The organism is Microbacterium sp. EF45047, from assembly GCF_028472845.1.
GTDB classification, from domain to species: domain Bacteria; phylum Actinomycetota; class Actinomycetes; order Actinomycetales; family Microbacteriaceae; genus Microbacterium; species Microbacterium neungamense.
Map to the genome: position 1 here is coordinate 1,817,959 of NZ_CP069429.1, position 12,914 is coordinate 1,830,872.

Consider the following 12,914-nt stretch of genomic DNA (forward strand, 5'->3'; position numbering starts at 1 on the left):
TAGGCTGGGAGCATGCCTCATCTGCGTGTCGCCTCCATCAACGTGAACGGGATCCGGGCCGCCGTCCGCAACGGCATGAACGCGTGGCTGGACGCCGCCGACGTCGACGTCCTCACCGTGCAGGAGGTCCGCGGGCAGGACGAGCACCTCGAGGCCGCGTTCCCCGGCTGGTCCGTCGTGCACGACGAGTCCAGTGCGAAGGGACGCGCCGGTGTCGCCATCGTCAGCCGCAGGCCCGCGCTGGCCACCCGCACCGACTTCGGCGACGAGGACTTCGACTCCCGCGGGCGGTGGATCGAGGGGGACTTCCTGCTGGGCGACCGGCCGCTGACGATCGTGAGCGCCTACGTGCACACCGGCGAGGCGGACACTCCCCGCCAGGAGGAGAAGTGGCGCTTCCTCGACGCCATGACCGAACGGATGCGGGAACTGGGCGCCCCCGACGGCGCGCTCGCCCTCGTCACCGGCGACCTCAACGTGGGTCACCGGGATCTGGACATCAAGAACTGGCGCGGCAACCGCACCAAGGCCGGCTTCCTGCCCCGCGAGCGCGCGTACTTCGACCGGCTGCTCGGTCCCACCGGCGAGGAGGTCGTCTGCGTGGACGGCACGGTGGGCACCGGCATGGGGTGGGTGGACATCGGCCGCCGGCACCACGGCGAGATCGACGGCCCGTACACCTGGTGGTCGATGCGCGGCAAGGCGTTCGACAACGACAGCGGCTGGCGGATCGACTACCATCTGGCCACGCCGGCATTGGCCGAGCGTGCGACCGGGTACGCGATCGCCCGCGCGGCGACCTACGCCGAACGCTGGAGCGATCACGCCCCGGTCATCGTCGACTACGCCTACTGATCCCGGCGCCGCGCCCGGCACGGGTCCGTGCCCGACCCGTGCCCGACCCGTGTCCGGCCCCGCCCGGGCCCGCCGCGCCTCCTCAGCGCGCCAGCACCGTCTCGGACAGCACCCGGGAGAGCTTCTCGGGGTTGCGCACGTAGTACAGCCCGGAGACCCCGTCCGGCCCGATGCGCAGCGCGAGCGCGCCGTCCAGCTCGCCGTCCGCGTACAGCAGCAGGGCCGGCGTGCCGTTGATGGTCGTCTCCTCCGCCGACAGCGACAGGGCGTGCTTGGCGACGCCACCCGCCAGCAGGCGGACGATCCGATCGGCGCCGACGATCGGCCGCAACGCGGCGCGCTTGAGGCCGCCGCCGTCGGCGATCAGTTGCGGTGGGCGACGAACACCGCGGTGGCACGGTCGACGGCCGTCATCGCGCCGCGCTCTCCCGCACCGCGGCGGCCGGTTCCCCGGTCCCTGTCGAACGCGCCGCGAGCTTCGCCGCCCGGCTCCGGTCGCGGGCCGGCGACCGGTGCGATCCCGGCTTCCTGGCCTCCTTCGAGATCTGCTTGATCGGGCTGGCGCACGCCTCCTCCTTCAACATGGCGCCCACGCGGCCGCTGGCGAACACCGGCGTCGCGGTGTCGTCCAGGCGGGACAGCTGGAACACGGCATCCGCCCGTCCCAGGCTGATGCACATCGCGCCGATCGCGCGGTCCCACTCGGCCGGTTCGCGGCCTGCGATGCGGCTGAGCACCGTGTCTGCCGCGTGCGAGCCGAGCGGGAGCGCCGCCTGGCAGCTCATCCGCATCGGCAGGCCCGAGGGCGCCGCCGCGTCGCCGGTCGCCACGATCCGCTCGTCGTCCACACTCGTCAGTGTCTCATCCGTGAGCAGCCGGCCCTCGGCATCCGTGCGCAGCCCGCTGCGCCGCGCGAGCCCGCCCGCGGCGAAACCGACCGTCCACACGGTCGCCGCGCTGGGCAGCTCGCGTCCGTCGTCCAGCACGACGCGGTGCGGATGCACGGCGGCCGCCCCGGCGCCCTCGATGATCGCGACGCCGAGCTCGGTGAGACGACGCGCCACGCGGCGGCGGGCACGCGGATGCAGGTACGGGCCGAGCTGCGCCCCGCAGACGAGGGTGAGGGCCCGCCCGCGCTCGGCCAGCTCCGCGGCGACCTCGATGCCGAGCGGGCCTGCCCCCACGACGACCACGGGGGCGGTGTCCGGGGTGCCCGCGAGCACCGCGCGCAGCCGCTCGGCCTCCTCCAGCGTGGAGAGCGTCAGGGCGTGGTCCGCGGCGCCCGGGACGTGCGCGGTGTCGGTCGCGCTGCCGACGGCGTAGACGAGGTAGTCGTAGCCCAGCGTCGAGCCGTCCTCGAGGGAGAGCGTCCGTCGGGGTGCGTCGATCGCGGTGACCGTGCCGACGACCAGCCGCACGCGCGGGGCGAGCAGGTCCGAGAAGTCGGCGACCGCGGCGTGCGATCCGGCGACCAGCTGGTGCAGCCGGACCCGCTCCACGAACTGCGGGCGTGCGTTCACCAGCGTGACGCGGACCCGCGGGTCCTGCGTGAGCCGGTTCGCTGCGATCGTGCCGGCGTATCCGCCGCCGAGCACGACGACCTCGATGCTGCTGTTGTTCTGCATGGCGATGACCTCCTGTCGAGAGCCTGTGCACATGAGACGCCGCCCGGCGCCGATCTGTGACAGCCAGGGGCAGAATCGGCGACAGCCAGGGGCAGAATCGGCGACAGCCCGGGGAGGAACGGTGACAGCCCGGGGAGGATCGACAGCCGGAGGCGCCCTCGGCCGGCACGACCGCGGACGGGGCGGCTCCGCGGCCCCCATAGGATTGATGTCGTGACGAGATCCCGCCTCTATTCCGGAATGCAGCCCTCCGCCGACTCCCTCCAGGCCGGCAACTACATCGGGGCGCTCCTGCAGTGGCGGGATCTGCAGAACTCGTACGACGCCTTCTTCTCCGTGGTCGACCTGCATGCGCTCACCGTGCCGCAGGACCCGGCCGAGCTGCGGGAGAAGACCCGGCGCACCGCCGCGCAGTACATCGCCGCGGGCATCGAGCCGTCGCGGTCGACGTTGTACGTGCAGTCGCACGTACGCGCGCACGCCGAGCTGGCCTGGATCCTCAGCACGATCACCGGCTTCGGCGAGGCCGGTCGGATGACGCAGTTCAAGGACAAGTCCAGCCGCTACGGCGCGGAGGCGACCTCGGTGGGCCTGTTCACCTACCCGGTGCTGATGGCCGCCGACATCCTGCTCTACCAGGCCGACGTCGTGCCGGTCGGCGACGACCAGAAGCAGCACGTGGAGCTCACCCGCGACCTCGCGGAGCGGTTCAACGCCCGCTTCGGCGAGACGTTCACGGTGCCGATGCCGGTGATCCAGCAGGAGACAGCGCGCATCTACGACCTGCAGAACCCGACGTCGAAGATGTCCAAGTCCGCCGAGAGCGACGCCGGTGTGCTGTGGCTGCTCGACGAGCCGGCGAAGACCGCGAAGAAGATCATGCGCGCGGTCACCGACAACGAGGGCTCGGTGCGCTACGACCGCGAGAACAAGCCGGGGGTGTCGAACCTGCTCACGATCTACGCGGCGCTGACCGGCCGTCAGGTCGGGTCGATCGAGGACGAGTATGCCGGACGCGGCTACGGCGATTTCAAGAAGGGGCTCGCCGAGGTGGTGGTGAACGAGTTCGGCCCGGTGCGCGAGCGCGTTCTCGAGCTGCTCGACGATCCCGCCGAGCTCGACCGCATCCTCGCGGTGAACGCGGCGAAGGCGGATGCGGTCGCGGATGCCACGCTCGCGGAGGTCTACGACCGGGTCGGCCTGCTGCGCCGGGTCTGAGGGCCGGCGCCTAGGATGGTGGCGTGACCGATCCCGTCCCGCCCGTCCCGGGGCCGCCGCCGTCCGCGGTGCCGCCGGTTCCGGCGTACCAGGCCCCGCCCGGCGCGTACCGGGTGCCGGTGGGCGGGTACCCGGCTCCTGCGGGCTCGTACACGGTGCCGGACGCCGCGCCGCGCGCCTCCGCGACCATGGGGATCCTCGCTCTCGTCCTCGCCCTGCTGGCCGCGATCGGAGCCCCGCTCCTCGGCGGGGTGATGGGCTTCCAGATCGGGCGGATCCTGCCGGATGTCTTCGCGACGGGTGCGGCGAGCGGGATCACCAGCCCCGCTCTGCTCTCCCCCGCCCGCGATCAGGTGCTCTGGGCCGAGATCGCCTTCTGGGCGGGCACCGTGCTCGGCACCGCGGCGTTCGTGCTCGGCATCGTCGCGACGGTGAAGCGGCGGGGCCGCGGTCAGGGTATCGCCGCCATCGTCCTCGCCGCGCTCGGGCCGGTGCTGTTCGGCGTCACCGTGAGCGTGCTGATCGGGTTCGGGGCCGCCGCCGGCGCGGCGGCGACGCTCGGCGCGGCCTGAGCACGCGCCGACGCGGCCCGGCCGGCGTCAGTGGCGGGCCCGGTCGGCGGCGGGAGTGGTGTCAGCGGGAGTGGTGTCAGCGGGAGTGGTGCTTCTGCTGCGCGGCCAGCAGCCCGTCCTCGACGAGCTGCTCCACGGCATCCGCGACGTCTGACAGGAAGATCGGGAGCGTCTTGCGCTCCTCCGCGCCGAACGGCGCCAGCACCCAGTCGGCCGGGTCCTGCCTGCCGGGCGGCCGGCCGATCCCGGCGCGCACGCGCAGGAACTCCGGCGTCGCCAGCGCGCGTGCCACGTCGCGTACGCCGTTGTGCCCGCCGTGTCCGCCGCCGATCTTCATCCGGATGCTGTCGTAGGGGATGTCCAGCTCGTCGTGCACCACGACGACCCGCTCCGCGGGCACCGAATAGAAGCGGGCGAGAGCGGCCACCGGCGTGCCGGAGACGTTCATGAAGCTGTTGGGCTTGGCGAGCACCAGCCGTGCTGCGCCGGGGCGCAGGCGGGTCTCCACGACGCGCGCCCCGGCCTTGTGCTCGCGGAAGCGCTCACCGCGACGCCGGGCGAGCTCGTCGAGCACCATCTGCCCGATGTTGTGCCGCGTCGCCTCATAACGGGGGCCGGGGTTGCCGAGGCCCACGATCAGCCACGTGTCGTCCATCACGGTTCCCTTCGGTCGGCGGGCGAGCGGATGCCCGGCGCCGGGCCGGGAGACGGAGGAGGGGACGCGATGCGCTCGCGCCCCCTCCCCCCGCACGGGTGGTCAGCGGATCACTCCGCGGCGGACTCCTCGGCGGCCTCAGCGGCCTCGGCGCCCTCGGCGGCCTCCTCGTTCTCCTCGGCGACGGTGGCAGCCGGCACCGAGATCGCCACGACGAGGGTCTCGGGGTCGGCGACCAGGGTCACGCCCTTGGGGAGCTTCACGTCGGCGGCGGTGATGTGGGTGCCCTCCTCGAGCCCCTCGACATCGACCTCGACGTGCTCCGGGATGTGGGTCGCCTCCGCCTCGACAGCGAGGGTCGCGGCGTCCAGGTTGGCGATGGTGCCCGGGAAGGGCTCGCCCACGACGACGACCGGCAGGTCGACGGCGACCTTCTCGCCCTTCTTGACCACCAGCAGGTCGATGTGCTCGATGATCTGGTGCACCGGGTCCTTCTGCACGTCCTTGACCAGGGCGAGCTCGTTCCGGCCCTCGATGTCGAGGTCGAGCAGCGCGTTCGCGCGGCGGATGATGAGCGAGACCTGGTGGCCGGGCAGGGCGACGTGCACCGGCTCGGTGCCGTGGCCGTAGATGACGGCGGGGATCTTGCCGGCGGCGCGGAGGCGGCGGGCGAAGCCCTTGCCGAACTCGGTGCGCAGTTCGGCGTGGACCTTGGTGTCTTCGGACATGAGGGGTTCTCCTTCGGGACGTGCGGCGGGCCGCACGGTGGTCATGGGGTCTCGGCGCCTCGGACGCGGACACGAGGAGGCGAAGCCGTCACGCTCGAATTGACCAGGAGGCTCACATCGCCGCGTCGATAACGGATGAGCGCACACGGACGCCATCCCTCGCCGAGGAACGTCTCCATGCTACCCGAAGAGCCGATAGGCTGTTTCCCATGTTCGACGGCGCCTTCCTCTCCCACGTGGTCCTCTGGCTGATCGGCGCGATCACCGTCTGCGGCACGATCGGCGCCGCCGCGGCCATGTTCAGCATGGGCCGCTCCGGCTACCGCAAGGACTGAGCGACTCAGCGCTGGTCGAACGCGAGCAGCACCTTGCTGGACCGGGACGGGTCGGCCGCGACCTCGAACGCCTCAAGCGCCTGATCCACGCCGAGCTCCTGCGTGACGATCCCGCTCACGTCGAGCGATCCGTCGGCGAGAGCGGCGATGACGTCGGCGAACTCGGCGCCGAAGCGGAACGAGCCGAGCAGGGTCAGTTCGCGCGTGATCGCCATCGCCATCGGCACCGGCACGTCGCCCGCGCGCTGCAGGCCGAGCAGCACCACGGTCCCGCCGCGGACCGCCGCGGAGACCGCCGAGGCGAGCCCGGGCACGGTCCCGCTGGACTCCACGACGACATCCGCGTGCAGCGCCGCGATCGCCTCCGCGTCACGCGCATCCAGTGTCTCGGCTCCCCGCGATGACGCGATCTCGAGCGGCAGCGGATGCAGGTCGGTCGCGGTGATCCGTGCCGCGCCAGCGCGCCGGGCGACCGCGACGACCAGTTGGCCGATGGGGCCGGCGCCGATCACCGCGACGTGCTTGCCGCGCACGTCCCCGGCCCGCGCCAGGCCGTGCCAGGCCACCGCCGCGGGCTCGGCCAGCGCCGCGGTGCGCAGGTCCAGGCCGTCGGGCAGTGCGTAGAGCATCCGCGCCGGCAGCGCGACCCGGCGGGCGAACGCGCCCTGGGTATGCGGCAGGTGCATCGCCGAGCCGAGGTAGGTCGATGCCGGCGCCAGGTTGGGGCGGTCCTCCGGCCACGGCGTGACCCCGTCGCCGCGGGCGGTGAGCGGATGCACGGCGACGGGTGTCCCCGCGTCGGGGCCCGTGCCGTCGGCGGCCGGGCTCACCACGACGCCGGATGCCTCGTGGCCGAGGATCATCGGCTCGCGCAGGATCGAGGCCCCGGCCGCACCGCGCATCCAGTAGTGCAGGTCGGACCCGCAGACGCCGCCGTAGGCGATCTCGACGATCGCCTCGTCCGGGGCGGGGCGCGGCTCGCCGACGTCCTCGATGCGCAGGTCGTTGGCCGCGTACGCGACGACTCCGGGGTTGTCCATTTCTTTCGTCTCCTTCGGGAGGCTCGGCATCCGGCGGGCGCCCGGTCAGCGGGTCGGCGTGCTGAGCACCATACCCGCCACGCGGACGGTCATGCGCGCTCCGGGCCGGACCGGTGCCTGCGCGTACGGGGCGCCGGTCATCACGACGTCGCCGGGACCGAGCGGTGACCACCGCGTCACGTACGCCAGGCACTCGCGGATCGGCACCAGCAGGTCGCGGGAGCCGGTGGCGATGGGCTCGGCGCCGTCGACCGACAGCTCCAGAGGGACGTCGTCGATGCCGGCCTCCGTGTCGATCCAAGGGCCGAGCGGTGTGTATCCCGCGCCGGACTTCGATTCGAAGTTGCGGGGATCCCACTCTCCGCGCTCGGGGCTGGAGAGGTCGTTGACGGCGGTGACGCCCAGCACGTAGTCGTGGGCAGTGCCGGCGGTCAGCCCGTCGGTGTCCCGTCCGATGACGACCGCGATCTCGCCCTCCGCGACCGTGGTGCCCGCGTCCCGCCGAAGACGCACCGGCGCGCCGTCGGCGACGACCGTGCGCGGGCTCTTCAGCCACGCCTGTACGGGCGAGTCGTGACCCGGGCCGTTCTGCGCGATGCCGATGAGCACGCGCGGATCGCACGGCGCGAGCACGGCGCCGGTGATCGCCTCGCCGGCATCCCGCGGCACCCGGCCCGCGGCGAACGCGGTGTACGGGTCCTCGATGGGCTGGAGTCGCTCCCCGTCCAGACGCGCGTGACGGATGCCGGCGGTGGTGCGGACGCGGACGATCCTCATCAGACGACCGCCGTCATTCCGCCGTCGACGAAGATCGTCTGCCCGTTGACGAAGTCGCTCGCCGCGCTGGCGAGGAACACCGCCGCACCGACGAGGTCGCGGGTGTCGCCCCAGCGCCCGGCGGGCGTGCGGCCGCGTACCCAGGCGGAGAACTGCTCGTCCTCGACCAGCGGCTGGGTGAGCGCGGTGGCGAAGTAGCCGGGCGCGATGACGTTGGCCTGGATGCCGTGTGGCGCGAGATCCGCGCACAGCCCCTTCGTGAACATCACGATCGCGCCCTTGGTCGCCGAATAGGCCGAGATCGACGGGCGGGCGAGCTGCGACTGGACCGAGCCGATCTGGATGATCTTCCCCGCGCCACGCGGGATCATGCCGCGCGCGACACGGCGCGACAGGAGGAACACCGCCGACAGGTTCGTCGCCACGAGCTCCTCCCAGTCCTGATCGGCGAACTCGGCGATCGGCGCGCGGCGCTGGATCCCGGCGTTGTTGATGAGGATGTCGATGCCGCCGTACTCCTCCTCGATCGCCGTGATGCCACGATCGACGGCGGCGGCATCGGTCACATCGAAGGCCGCACCGCGCGCGGGCCGGCCGGTCGCCGCGGTGATGTCCGCGGCGACGCCGGCCGCGGTCGCGGCGTCCCGGCCGTGCACGACGACCGTCGCCCCGGCGGCGGACAGGCCCTCCGCCAGCACCCGCCCGATTCCCCGGGTGGACCCGGTGACGAGGGCGGTGCGGCCGGTGAGGTCGAACAGGGCGAGACCGGCGGGGAGGCTCATGCGCGCACCGACCGGATCGTGACGGTGGTGGCCGAGACGCCCTCGCCGTGCTCGTCGCGGGACACCTTGACGGCGTCGTCCACGCGGGTGAGGTCGCGGCGCAGCGTCTCGGGCACGAGGAACGTGGACGCGGTGGTGATCAGCGCGAGGATCGTCATGTAGATGGCCAGCAGCAGCCAGTTGTGGTCGCTGACGGCGATCAGGTAGGCGCCGAGGACACCGGCCATACCGCCGGCGAGCACGGCGGAGATCTCACGGGCCATGGCCACGCCGAGGTAGCGGTGCCGGTTGCCGAAGAGCGGCAACATCGCGCACTGCGCGCCGAGCATGGTGTTCACGGCCACGCCGATACCGATCGCGATCACGGCGATCGCGACGGCGTGGTTGCCCAGCGACATCAGCCACCAGGCCGGGAACGTGTACACGAGCATGAAGACGGCGCCGAAGCGGTAGACGGTGCGCCGTCCGAAGCGGTCGGACAGGTGCCCGGCGATCGGCACGGAGAAGATGCCGATCAGCGACCCGAGGGTCACGCCCCAGGTGAGCAGACCCTTGTCGGCGTTCTCGCCGGCCACGGCGACGAAGAACGCCAGGCCCAGGGTCGAGAACATGTAGGAGCCGCCGTTCTCCGCCATCCGCATGGCTCAGCGGATCCTCGCCGCACGCGGTGAGCTGACGGTGCACGCGCGACGCCCGCAGCCCGAGCTGATCGAGGCCGGAGCGGCGTGGGCGCAGACCCCACGTGAACTCGCCGGCCGCGTCGACGTGCTGCTCAGCATGCTGCCCGACCTTCCGCAGCTCGAGAGTCTGTTGCACGGCGACGACGGCCTGCTCGCCGGCGCCGGAGACCTGCTCATCCTGGTCGGCTCCACGTCCTCGGCGCCGGAGGTAAGGGCCCTTGACCAGCGGCTCCGAGCCCTCACCGACGACAGGGTGCGCCTCGTCGACTGCCCGGTCTCCGGCGGCGAGGACGGCGCGGAATCCGGCGCGCTGTCGATCATGCTCGGCGGAGACGACGAAGACGTCGCGGTGGCGGCCGGGGTGCTCGCCCCCTGCGGCACCGCGGTGCATCTCGGGCCCCTGGGCGCCGGCGAGGTGGCGAAGGCCTGCAACCAGCTCGTGGTGTCCGCCACCATCCTCGCCCTCGGTGAGGCGACCGTACTGGCGGAGCGCTCGGGTCTCGACCTGGACAGGATGTGGGGGCTGCTTTCCGGCGGGTACGCCGGATCCCGCTTGCTCGACAGCAGGCGCGAGAAGCTCGTGGCAGGCGACGACTCCCCCAGCGGCGTCGCCCGCTACATGGTGAAGGATCTGCGTTTCGCGGCGGACATCGCAGCGTCCACCGGCACGTCGGCGGTCATGCTGCCCGCGCTGCGCGCAGCATTCGACGATCTCGTCGCAGCCGGCCTCGGTGATCGCGACATCGCCGTCACCCGACGGTACGTCGCCGAGCGGTCGCAGGCCGGAGACGACACGGAGCGCTCCTGACCCTGACCTCAGCCGATACCCTGAAACCACCCGTCATCCACGATCGAGGAGCCATCTGTGCCCGAAGCCGCAGCCAACATCGGAGTCGTCGGACTCGCCGTCATGGGGTCGAACCTCGCCCGGAACCTCGCCAGCCGCGAGGGAAACACCGTGGCGATCTTCAATCGCAGCCGCGAGAAGACGGATGCGGTGATCGCCGAACACCCCGAGGCGGGTTTCATCCCGGCGTACTCCTACGAGGAGTTCGCCGCGAGCCTGCAGAAGCCGCGCACCGCGATCATCATGGTGAAGGCCGGCGCGGGCACGGATGCCGTGATCAACGAGCTGGTCAAGGTGTTCGAGCCGGGCGACATCATCGTCGACGGCGGCAACGCGTACTTCCCCGACACGATCCGCCGTGAGAAGGCGGTCCGCGAGACCGGCATCAACTTCGTCGGCGCCGGGATCTCCGGCGGCGAGGAGGGCGCCCTGCTCGGCCCGTCGATCATGCCGGGCGGCTCGGACGAGTCCTGGGTCACCCTCGGGCCGATCCTGAAGTCGATCGCCGCGGTGGCCGAGGGCGAGCCGTGTATCACCCACGTCGGGCACGACGGTGCCGGACACTTCGTGAAGATGGTGCACAACGGCATCGAGTACGCCGACATGCAGCTCATCGCCGAGGCGTACGATCTGATCCGCCGCGGCACCGGCAAGACGCCGGCCGAGATCGCCGACATCTTCGCCGAGTGGAACAAGGGCGAGCTGGAGTCGTACCTCATCGAGATCACCGCCGAGGTGCTGCGGCAGGTGGACGCGGAGACCGGCAAGCCGCTGGTGGACGTGATCCTGGACCAGGCCGGGGCGAAGGGCACGGGCGCATGGACGGTGCAGACCGCCCTCTCGCTCGGCGTGCCGGTATCGGGCATCGCCGAGGCCACGTTCGCCCGCTCGCTCTCCAGCCACCCCGAGCAGCGCGAGGCCGCCGCGTCGCTGCCGGGACCGGACGCCCCGTTCACGGTGGACGACCACGACGCCTTCATCGAGGACGTGCGCCTGGCGCTGTACGCCTCGAAGATCGTCGCGTACTCGCAGGGCTTCGACGAGATCCGCGCCGGCGCCGCCGAGTACGGCTGGAACATCGACCTCGGCGCGATCGCGAAGATCTGGCGCGGCGGCTGCATCATCCGCGCTCAGTTCCTCAACCGCATCGCGGACGCCTACGCGGAGAACCCGGAGCTGCCGGTGCTGATGACCGCCCCGTACTTCGCCGAGGCGCTCACCCGCGGTCAGGCCGCATGGCGGCGCGTGGTGGTCGCCGCGGCCACCGCCGGCACCCCCGCCCCCGCGTTCTCGTCCTCGCTGTCCTACTACGACGGCATCCGCGCCGACCGCCTGCCCGCGGCCCTCGTCCAGGGGCAGCGCGACTTCTTCGGCGCGCACACCTACCGCCGCATCGACAAGCCGGGCACCTTCCACACGCTCTGGTCCGGCGACCGCAGCGAGGTCGAGGCCGTGGACACCCACTGACCTCCGCGGAACACGGGGCCCGGATGCCGCTCGGCATCCGGGCCCCGTCGTTCGTTCGGGGTCGTGATCACGCCGGAATGTTGTGGTTGCGGCGGAACACGTTCTGCGGGTCCCACCGCGCCTTCGTCTCCCGCAGCCGCCGGTACGCCGCCTCGGTGAACATCCCCGGGACCGCATCCGGCCGCTCCGAGGGCGCGAAGTTGCCGTACTCGGCGAGCCTGCCGGCGGCGATGGCGTCCGCGTCGGCGAGGATCGCGGTGCGGGTCGCCTCATCGAGCATGCCCGGCACGTCGAAGCCGGCCGCCATCGCGAACCAGGTAGCCTCGCGCGCGGGGAACGGCGAGTCCTCCTGCGCGACGTCGCCGAACGCGCCGCCGAGGGATCGGAGGAAGATCACCGACGCCGGGTAGGTTGCGCGGAAGGCGACCAGCCGGTCGATGAGCGCGTCGTCCAGCTCACGGAACAGCCCGTTGCCGCCGAGGAAGCCCGGCGGGGCGGCATCCGGGTCGGGCGGCTGCGGCGCCTCCATCAGGATCTCCCGGTAGGCGGGCGTCGAGACGTCCCCGACGACACCGTCGAGGGAGGTCACCGGCGCGAGCACGCTCTCCAGGGCGCCGGGATCGGCATCCGCCCACACCGCGGCCAGGCGCGCGCCGGCGGGAGCGCTCGGGTCCATCGCCGGCACGTCCATGAAGGTGACGGTCAACTCGCGCGGGGCATCGCGAAGCACGTCGCGCAGGGCGCGCAGCACGGCGCCGCGGTCGGCCTCGTCCCCGATCAGGTACTCGCCGAAAGCGATCCCCGGCAGCCGGTGCGCCCGGAAGTCGAAGCGGGTGACGATGCCGAAGTTGCCACCGCCGCCGCGCAGCGCCCAGAACAGGTCCGGGTTCTCGTCCGCCGAGGCCTCGACGACGTCCCCGGCGGCGGTGACCACCTGGGCGCCCACGAGCTGGTCGGACGCGAGCCCCCAGGCGCGCACCATCCAGCCGATGCCGCCGCCCAGGGTGAGCCCGCCGACGCCGACGGAGCGGGTGTCGCCGGAGCTGATGGCGAGGCCGTGACCGGCGAGCGCATCGGCGACGGCGCCCCACGTCGCGCCGCCGCCGACGCGCACCAGGGTGTCCTCGACCTGCACGGCATCCATCGCGGACAGATCGATCCGCATGCCCTCGGCCGGGAGATGCGACCAGGGGCCATGGCCCCCGGCGATCACGGTGACGGGCTGCGAGCCCGCCCGCCGCACGAGCGCGGCGATGTCTGCTGCGGTTCGTGGCCGCAGTGTCTGCGTAGCATCCATGGCGCCAACCTAATCGGGGGGTCGGACATCGCGATA

At 72.3% G+C, this 12,914-nt stretch carries 15 protein-coding genes; 6 read left to right on the plus strand and 9 right to left on the minus strand.

Translation table 11 applies throughout. The features are described from left to right. Nucleotides 1-12: 12 nt before the first annotated feature. A complete protein-coding gene (locus tag JRG78_RS08820) occupies nucleotides 13-855 on the plus strand; it encodes an exodeoxyribonuclease III (protein ID WP_272653304.1) in 843 nt (280 codons plus the stop codon). A gap of 82 nt (nucleotides 856-937) precedes the next feature. On the opposite strand, the gene JRG78_RS08825 is transcribed toward JRG78_RS08820, so the two are convergent. Together JRG78_RS08825 and JRG78_RS08830 are read right to left on the minus strand one after the other, a co-directional pair. After that, nucleotides 938-1,186, minus strand: coding sequence for a hypothetical protein (locus tag JRG78_RS08825; protein WP_259606332.1), 249 nt, complete (start codon nucleotides 1,184-1,186; stop codon nucleotides 938-940). A gap of 79 nt (nucleotides 1,187-1,265) precedes the next feature. Next, complete coding sequence (locus JRG78_RS08830; protein ID WP_272653305.1) at nucleotides 1,266-2,480, minus strand: NAD(P)/FAD-dependent oxidoreductase; 1,215 nt, start codon at nucleotides 2,478-2,480, stop codon at nucleotides 1,266-1,268. 213 nt (nucleotides 2,481-2,693) lie between these two features. On the opposite strand from JRG78_RS08830, the gene trpS reads away from it, so the two are divergent. Both trpS and JRG78_RS08840 read left to right on the plus strand, forming a co-directional pair. Next, nucleotides 2,694-3,698, plus strand: a complete 1,005-nt coding sequence (gene trpS / locus JRG78_RS08835) for a tryptophan--tRNA ligase (protein WP_272653306.1) — start codon at nucleotides 2,694-2,696, stop codon at nucleotides 3,696-3,698. 23 nt (nucleotides 3,699-3,721) lie between these two features. Further along, nucleotides 3,722-4,270, plus strand: coding sequence for a hypothetical protein (locus JRG78_RS08840; protein WP_272653307.1), 549 nt, complete (start codon nucleotides 3,722-3,724; stop codon nucleotides 4,268-4,270). A gap of 76 nt (nucleotides 4,271-4,346) precedes the next feature. Here JRG78_RS08840 and pth read toward each other — a convergent pair whose 3' ends face one another. Then, the gene (gene pth, locus JRG78_RS08845) at nucleotides 4,347-4,925 is read right to left on the minus strand and encodes an aminoacyl-tRNA hydrolase (RefSeq protein ID WP_259606336.1); all 579 of its coding nucleotides are present in this window, start codon (nucleotides 4,923-4,925) and stop codon (nucleotides 4,347-4,349) included. 110 nt (nucleotides 4,926-5,035) lie between these two features. Continuing rightward, a complete protein-coding gene (locus tag JRG78_RS08850; RefSeq protein WP_259606337.1) occupies nucleotides 5,036-5,653 on the minus strand; it encodes a 50S ribosomal protein L25/general stress protein Ctc in 618 nt (205 codons plus the stop codon). A gap of 209 nt (nucleotides 5,654-5,862) precedes the next feature. Between JRG78_RS08850 and JRG78_RS08855 the strand changes: the two genes are divergently transcribed. Further along, nucleotides 5,863-5,988 carry a hypothetical protein gene (locus tag JRG78_RS08855; RefSeq protein WP_259606338.1) on the plus strand — a complete coding sequence of 42 codons (126 nt, stop codon included), beginning with the start codon at nucleotides 5,863-5,865 and terminating at the stop codon, nucleotides 5,986-5,988. Nucleotides 5,989-5,993: 5 nt separating this feature from the next. Here JRG78_RS08855 and JRG78_RS08860 read toward each other — a convergent pair whose 3' ends face one another. Genes JRG78_RS08860 through JRG78_RS08875 form a run of 4 tightly spaced genes read right to left on the minus strand, consistent with a single transcriptional unit; the run spans nucleotide 5,994 to nucleotide 9,228 of the window. After that, nucleotides 5,994-7,028: a zinc-binding dehydrogenase gene (locus tag JRG78_RS08860; protein ID WP_272653308.1), complete on the minus strand. Its 1,035-nt coding sequence runs from the start codon at nucleotides 7,026-7,028 to the stop codon at nucleotides 5,994-5,996. Nucleotides 7,029-7,073: 45 nt separating this feature from the next. Beyond that, a complete protein-coding gene (locus JRG78_RS08865) occupies nucleotides 7,074-7,805 on the minus strand; it encodes a fumarylacetoacetate hydrolase family protein (RefSeq protein WP_272653309.1) in 732 nt (243 codons plus the stop codon). Then, nucleotides 7,805-8,587: an SDR family NAD(P)-dependent oxidoreductase gene (locus JRG78_RS08870; RefSeq protein WP_272653310.1), complete on the minus strand. Its 783-nt coding sequence runs from the start codon at nucleotides 8,585-8,587 to the stop codon at nucleotides 7,805-7,807. The genes JRG78_RS08865 and JRG78_RS08870 overlap by 1 nt, the downstream gene beginning before the upstream one ends. Next, nucleotides 8,584-9,228 carry an MFS transporter gene (locus JRG78_RS08875; RefSeq protein ID WP_272653311.1) on the minus strand — a complete coding sequence of 215 codons (645 nt, stop codon included), beginning with the start codon at nucleotides 9,226-9,228 and terminating at the stop codon, nucleotides 8,584-8,586. Before JRG78_RS08875 ends, JRG78_RS08870 begins: the two co-directional genes overlap by 4 nt. Between JRG78_RS08875 and JRG78_RS08880 the strand changes: the two genes are divergently transcribed. Further along, nucleotides 9,227-10,075, plus strand: a complete 849-nt coding sequence (locus JRG78_RS08880) for an NAD(P)-dependent oxidoreductase (protein WP_272653312.1) — start codon at nucleotides 9,227-9,229, stop codon at nucleotides 10,073-10,075. The genes JRG78_RS08875 and JRG78_RS08880 overlap by 2 nt on opposite strands. Before the next feature lie 57 nt (nucleotides 10,076-10,132). Beyond that, nucleotides 10,133-11,581 (plus strand): NADP-dependent phosphogluconate dehydrogenase, encoded by a 1,449-nt coding sequence (gene gndA, locus JRG78_RS08885; RefSeq protein ID WP_272653313.1) that lies wholly within the window; start codon nucleotides 10,133-10,135, stop codon nucleotides 11,579-11,581. 67 nt (nucleotides 11,582-11,648) lie between these two features. On the opposite strand, the gene JRG78_RS08890 is transcribed toward gndA, so the two are convergent. After that, entirely contained in the window at nucleotides 11,649-12,878 is a 1,230-nt protein-coding gene (locus tag JRG78_RS08890) for an FAD-binding oxidoreductase (protein WP_272653314.1), read from the minus strand. Nucleotides 12,879-12,914 lie beyond the last annotated feature (36 nt).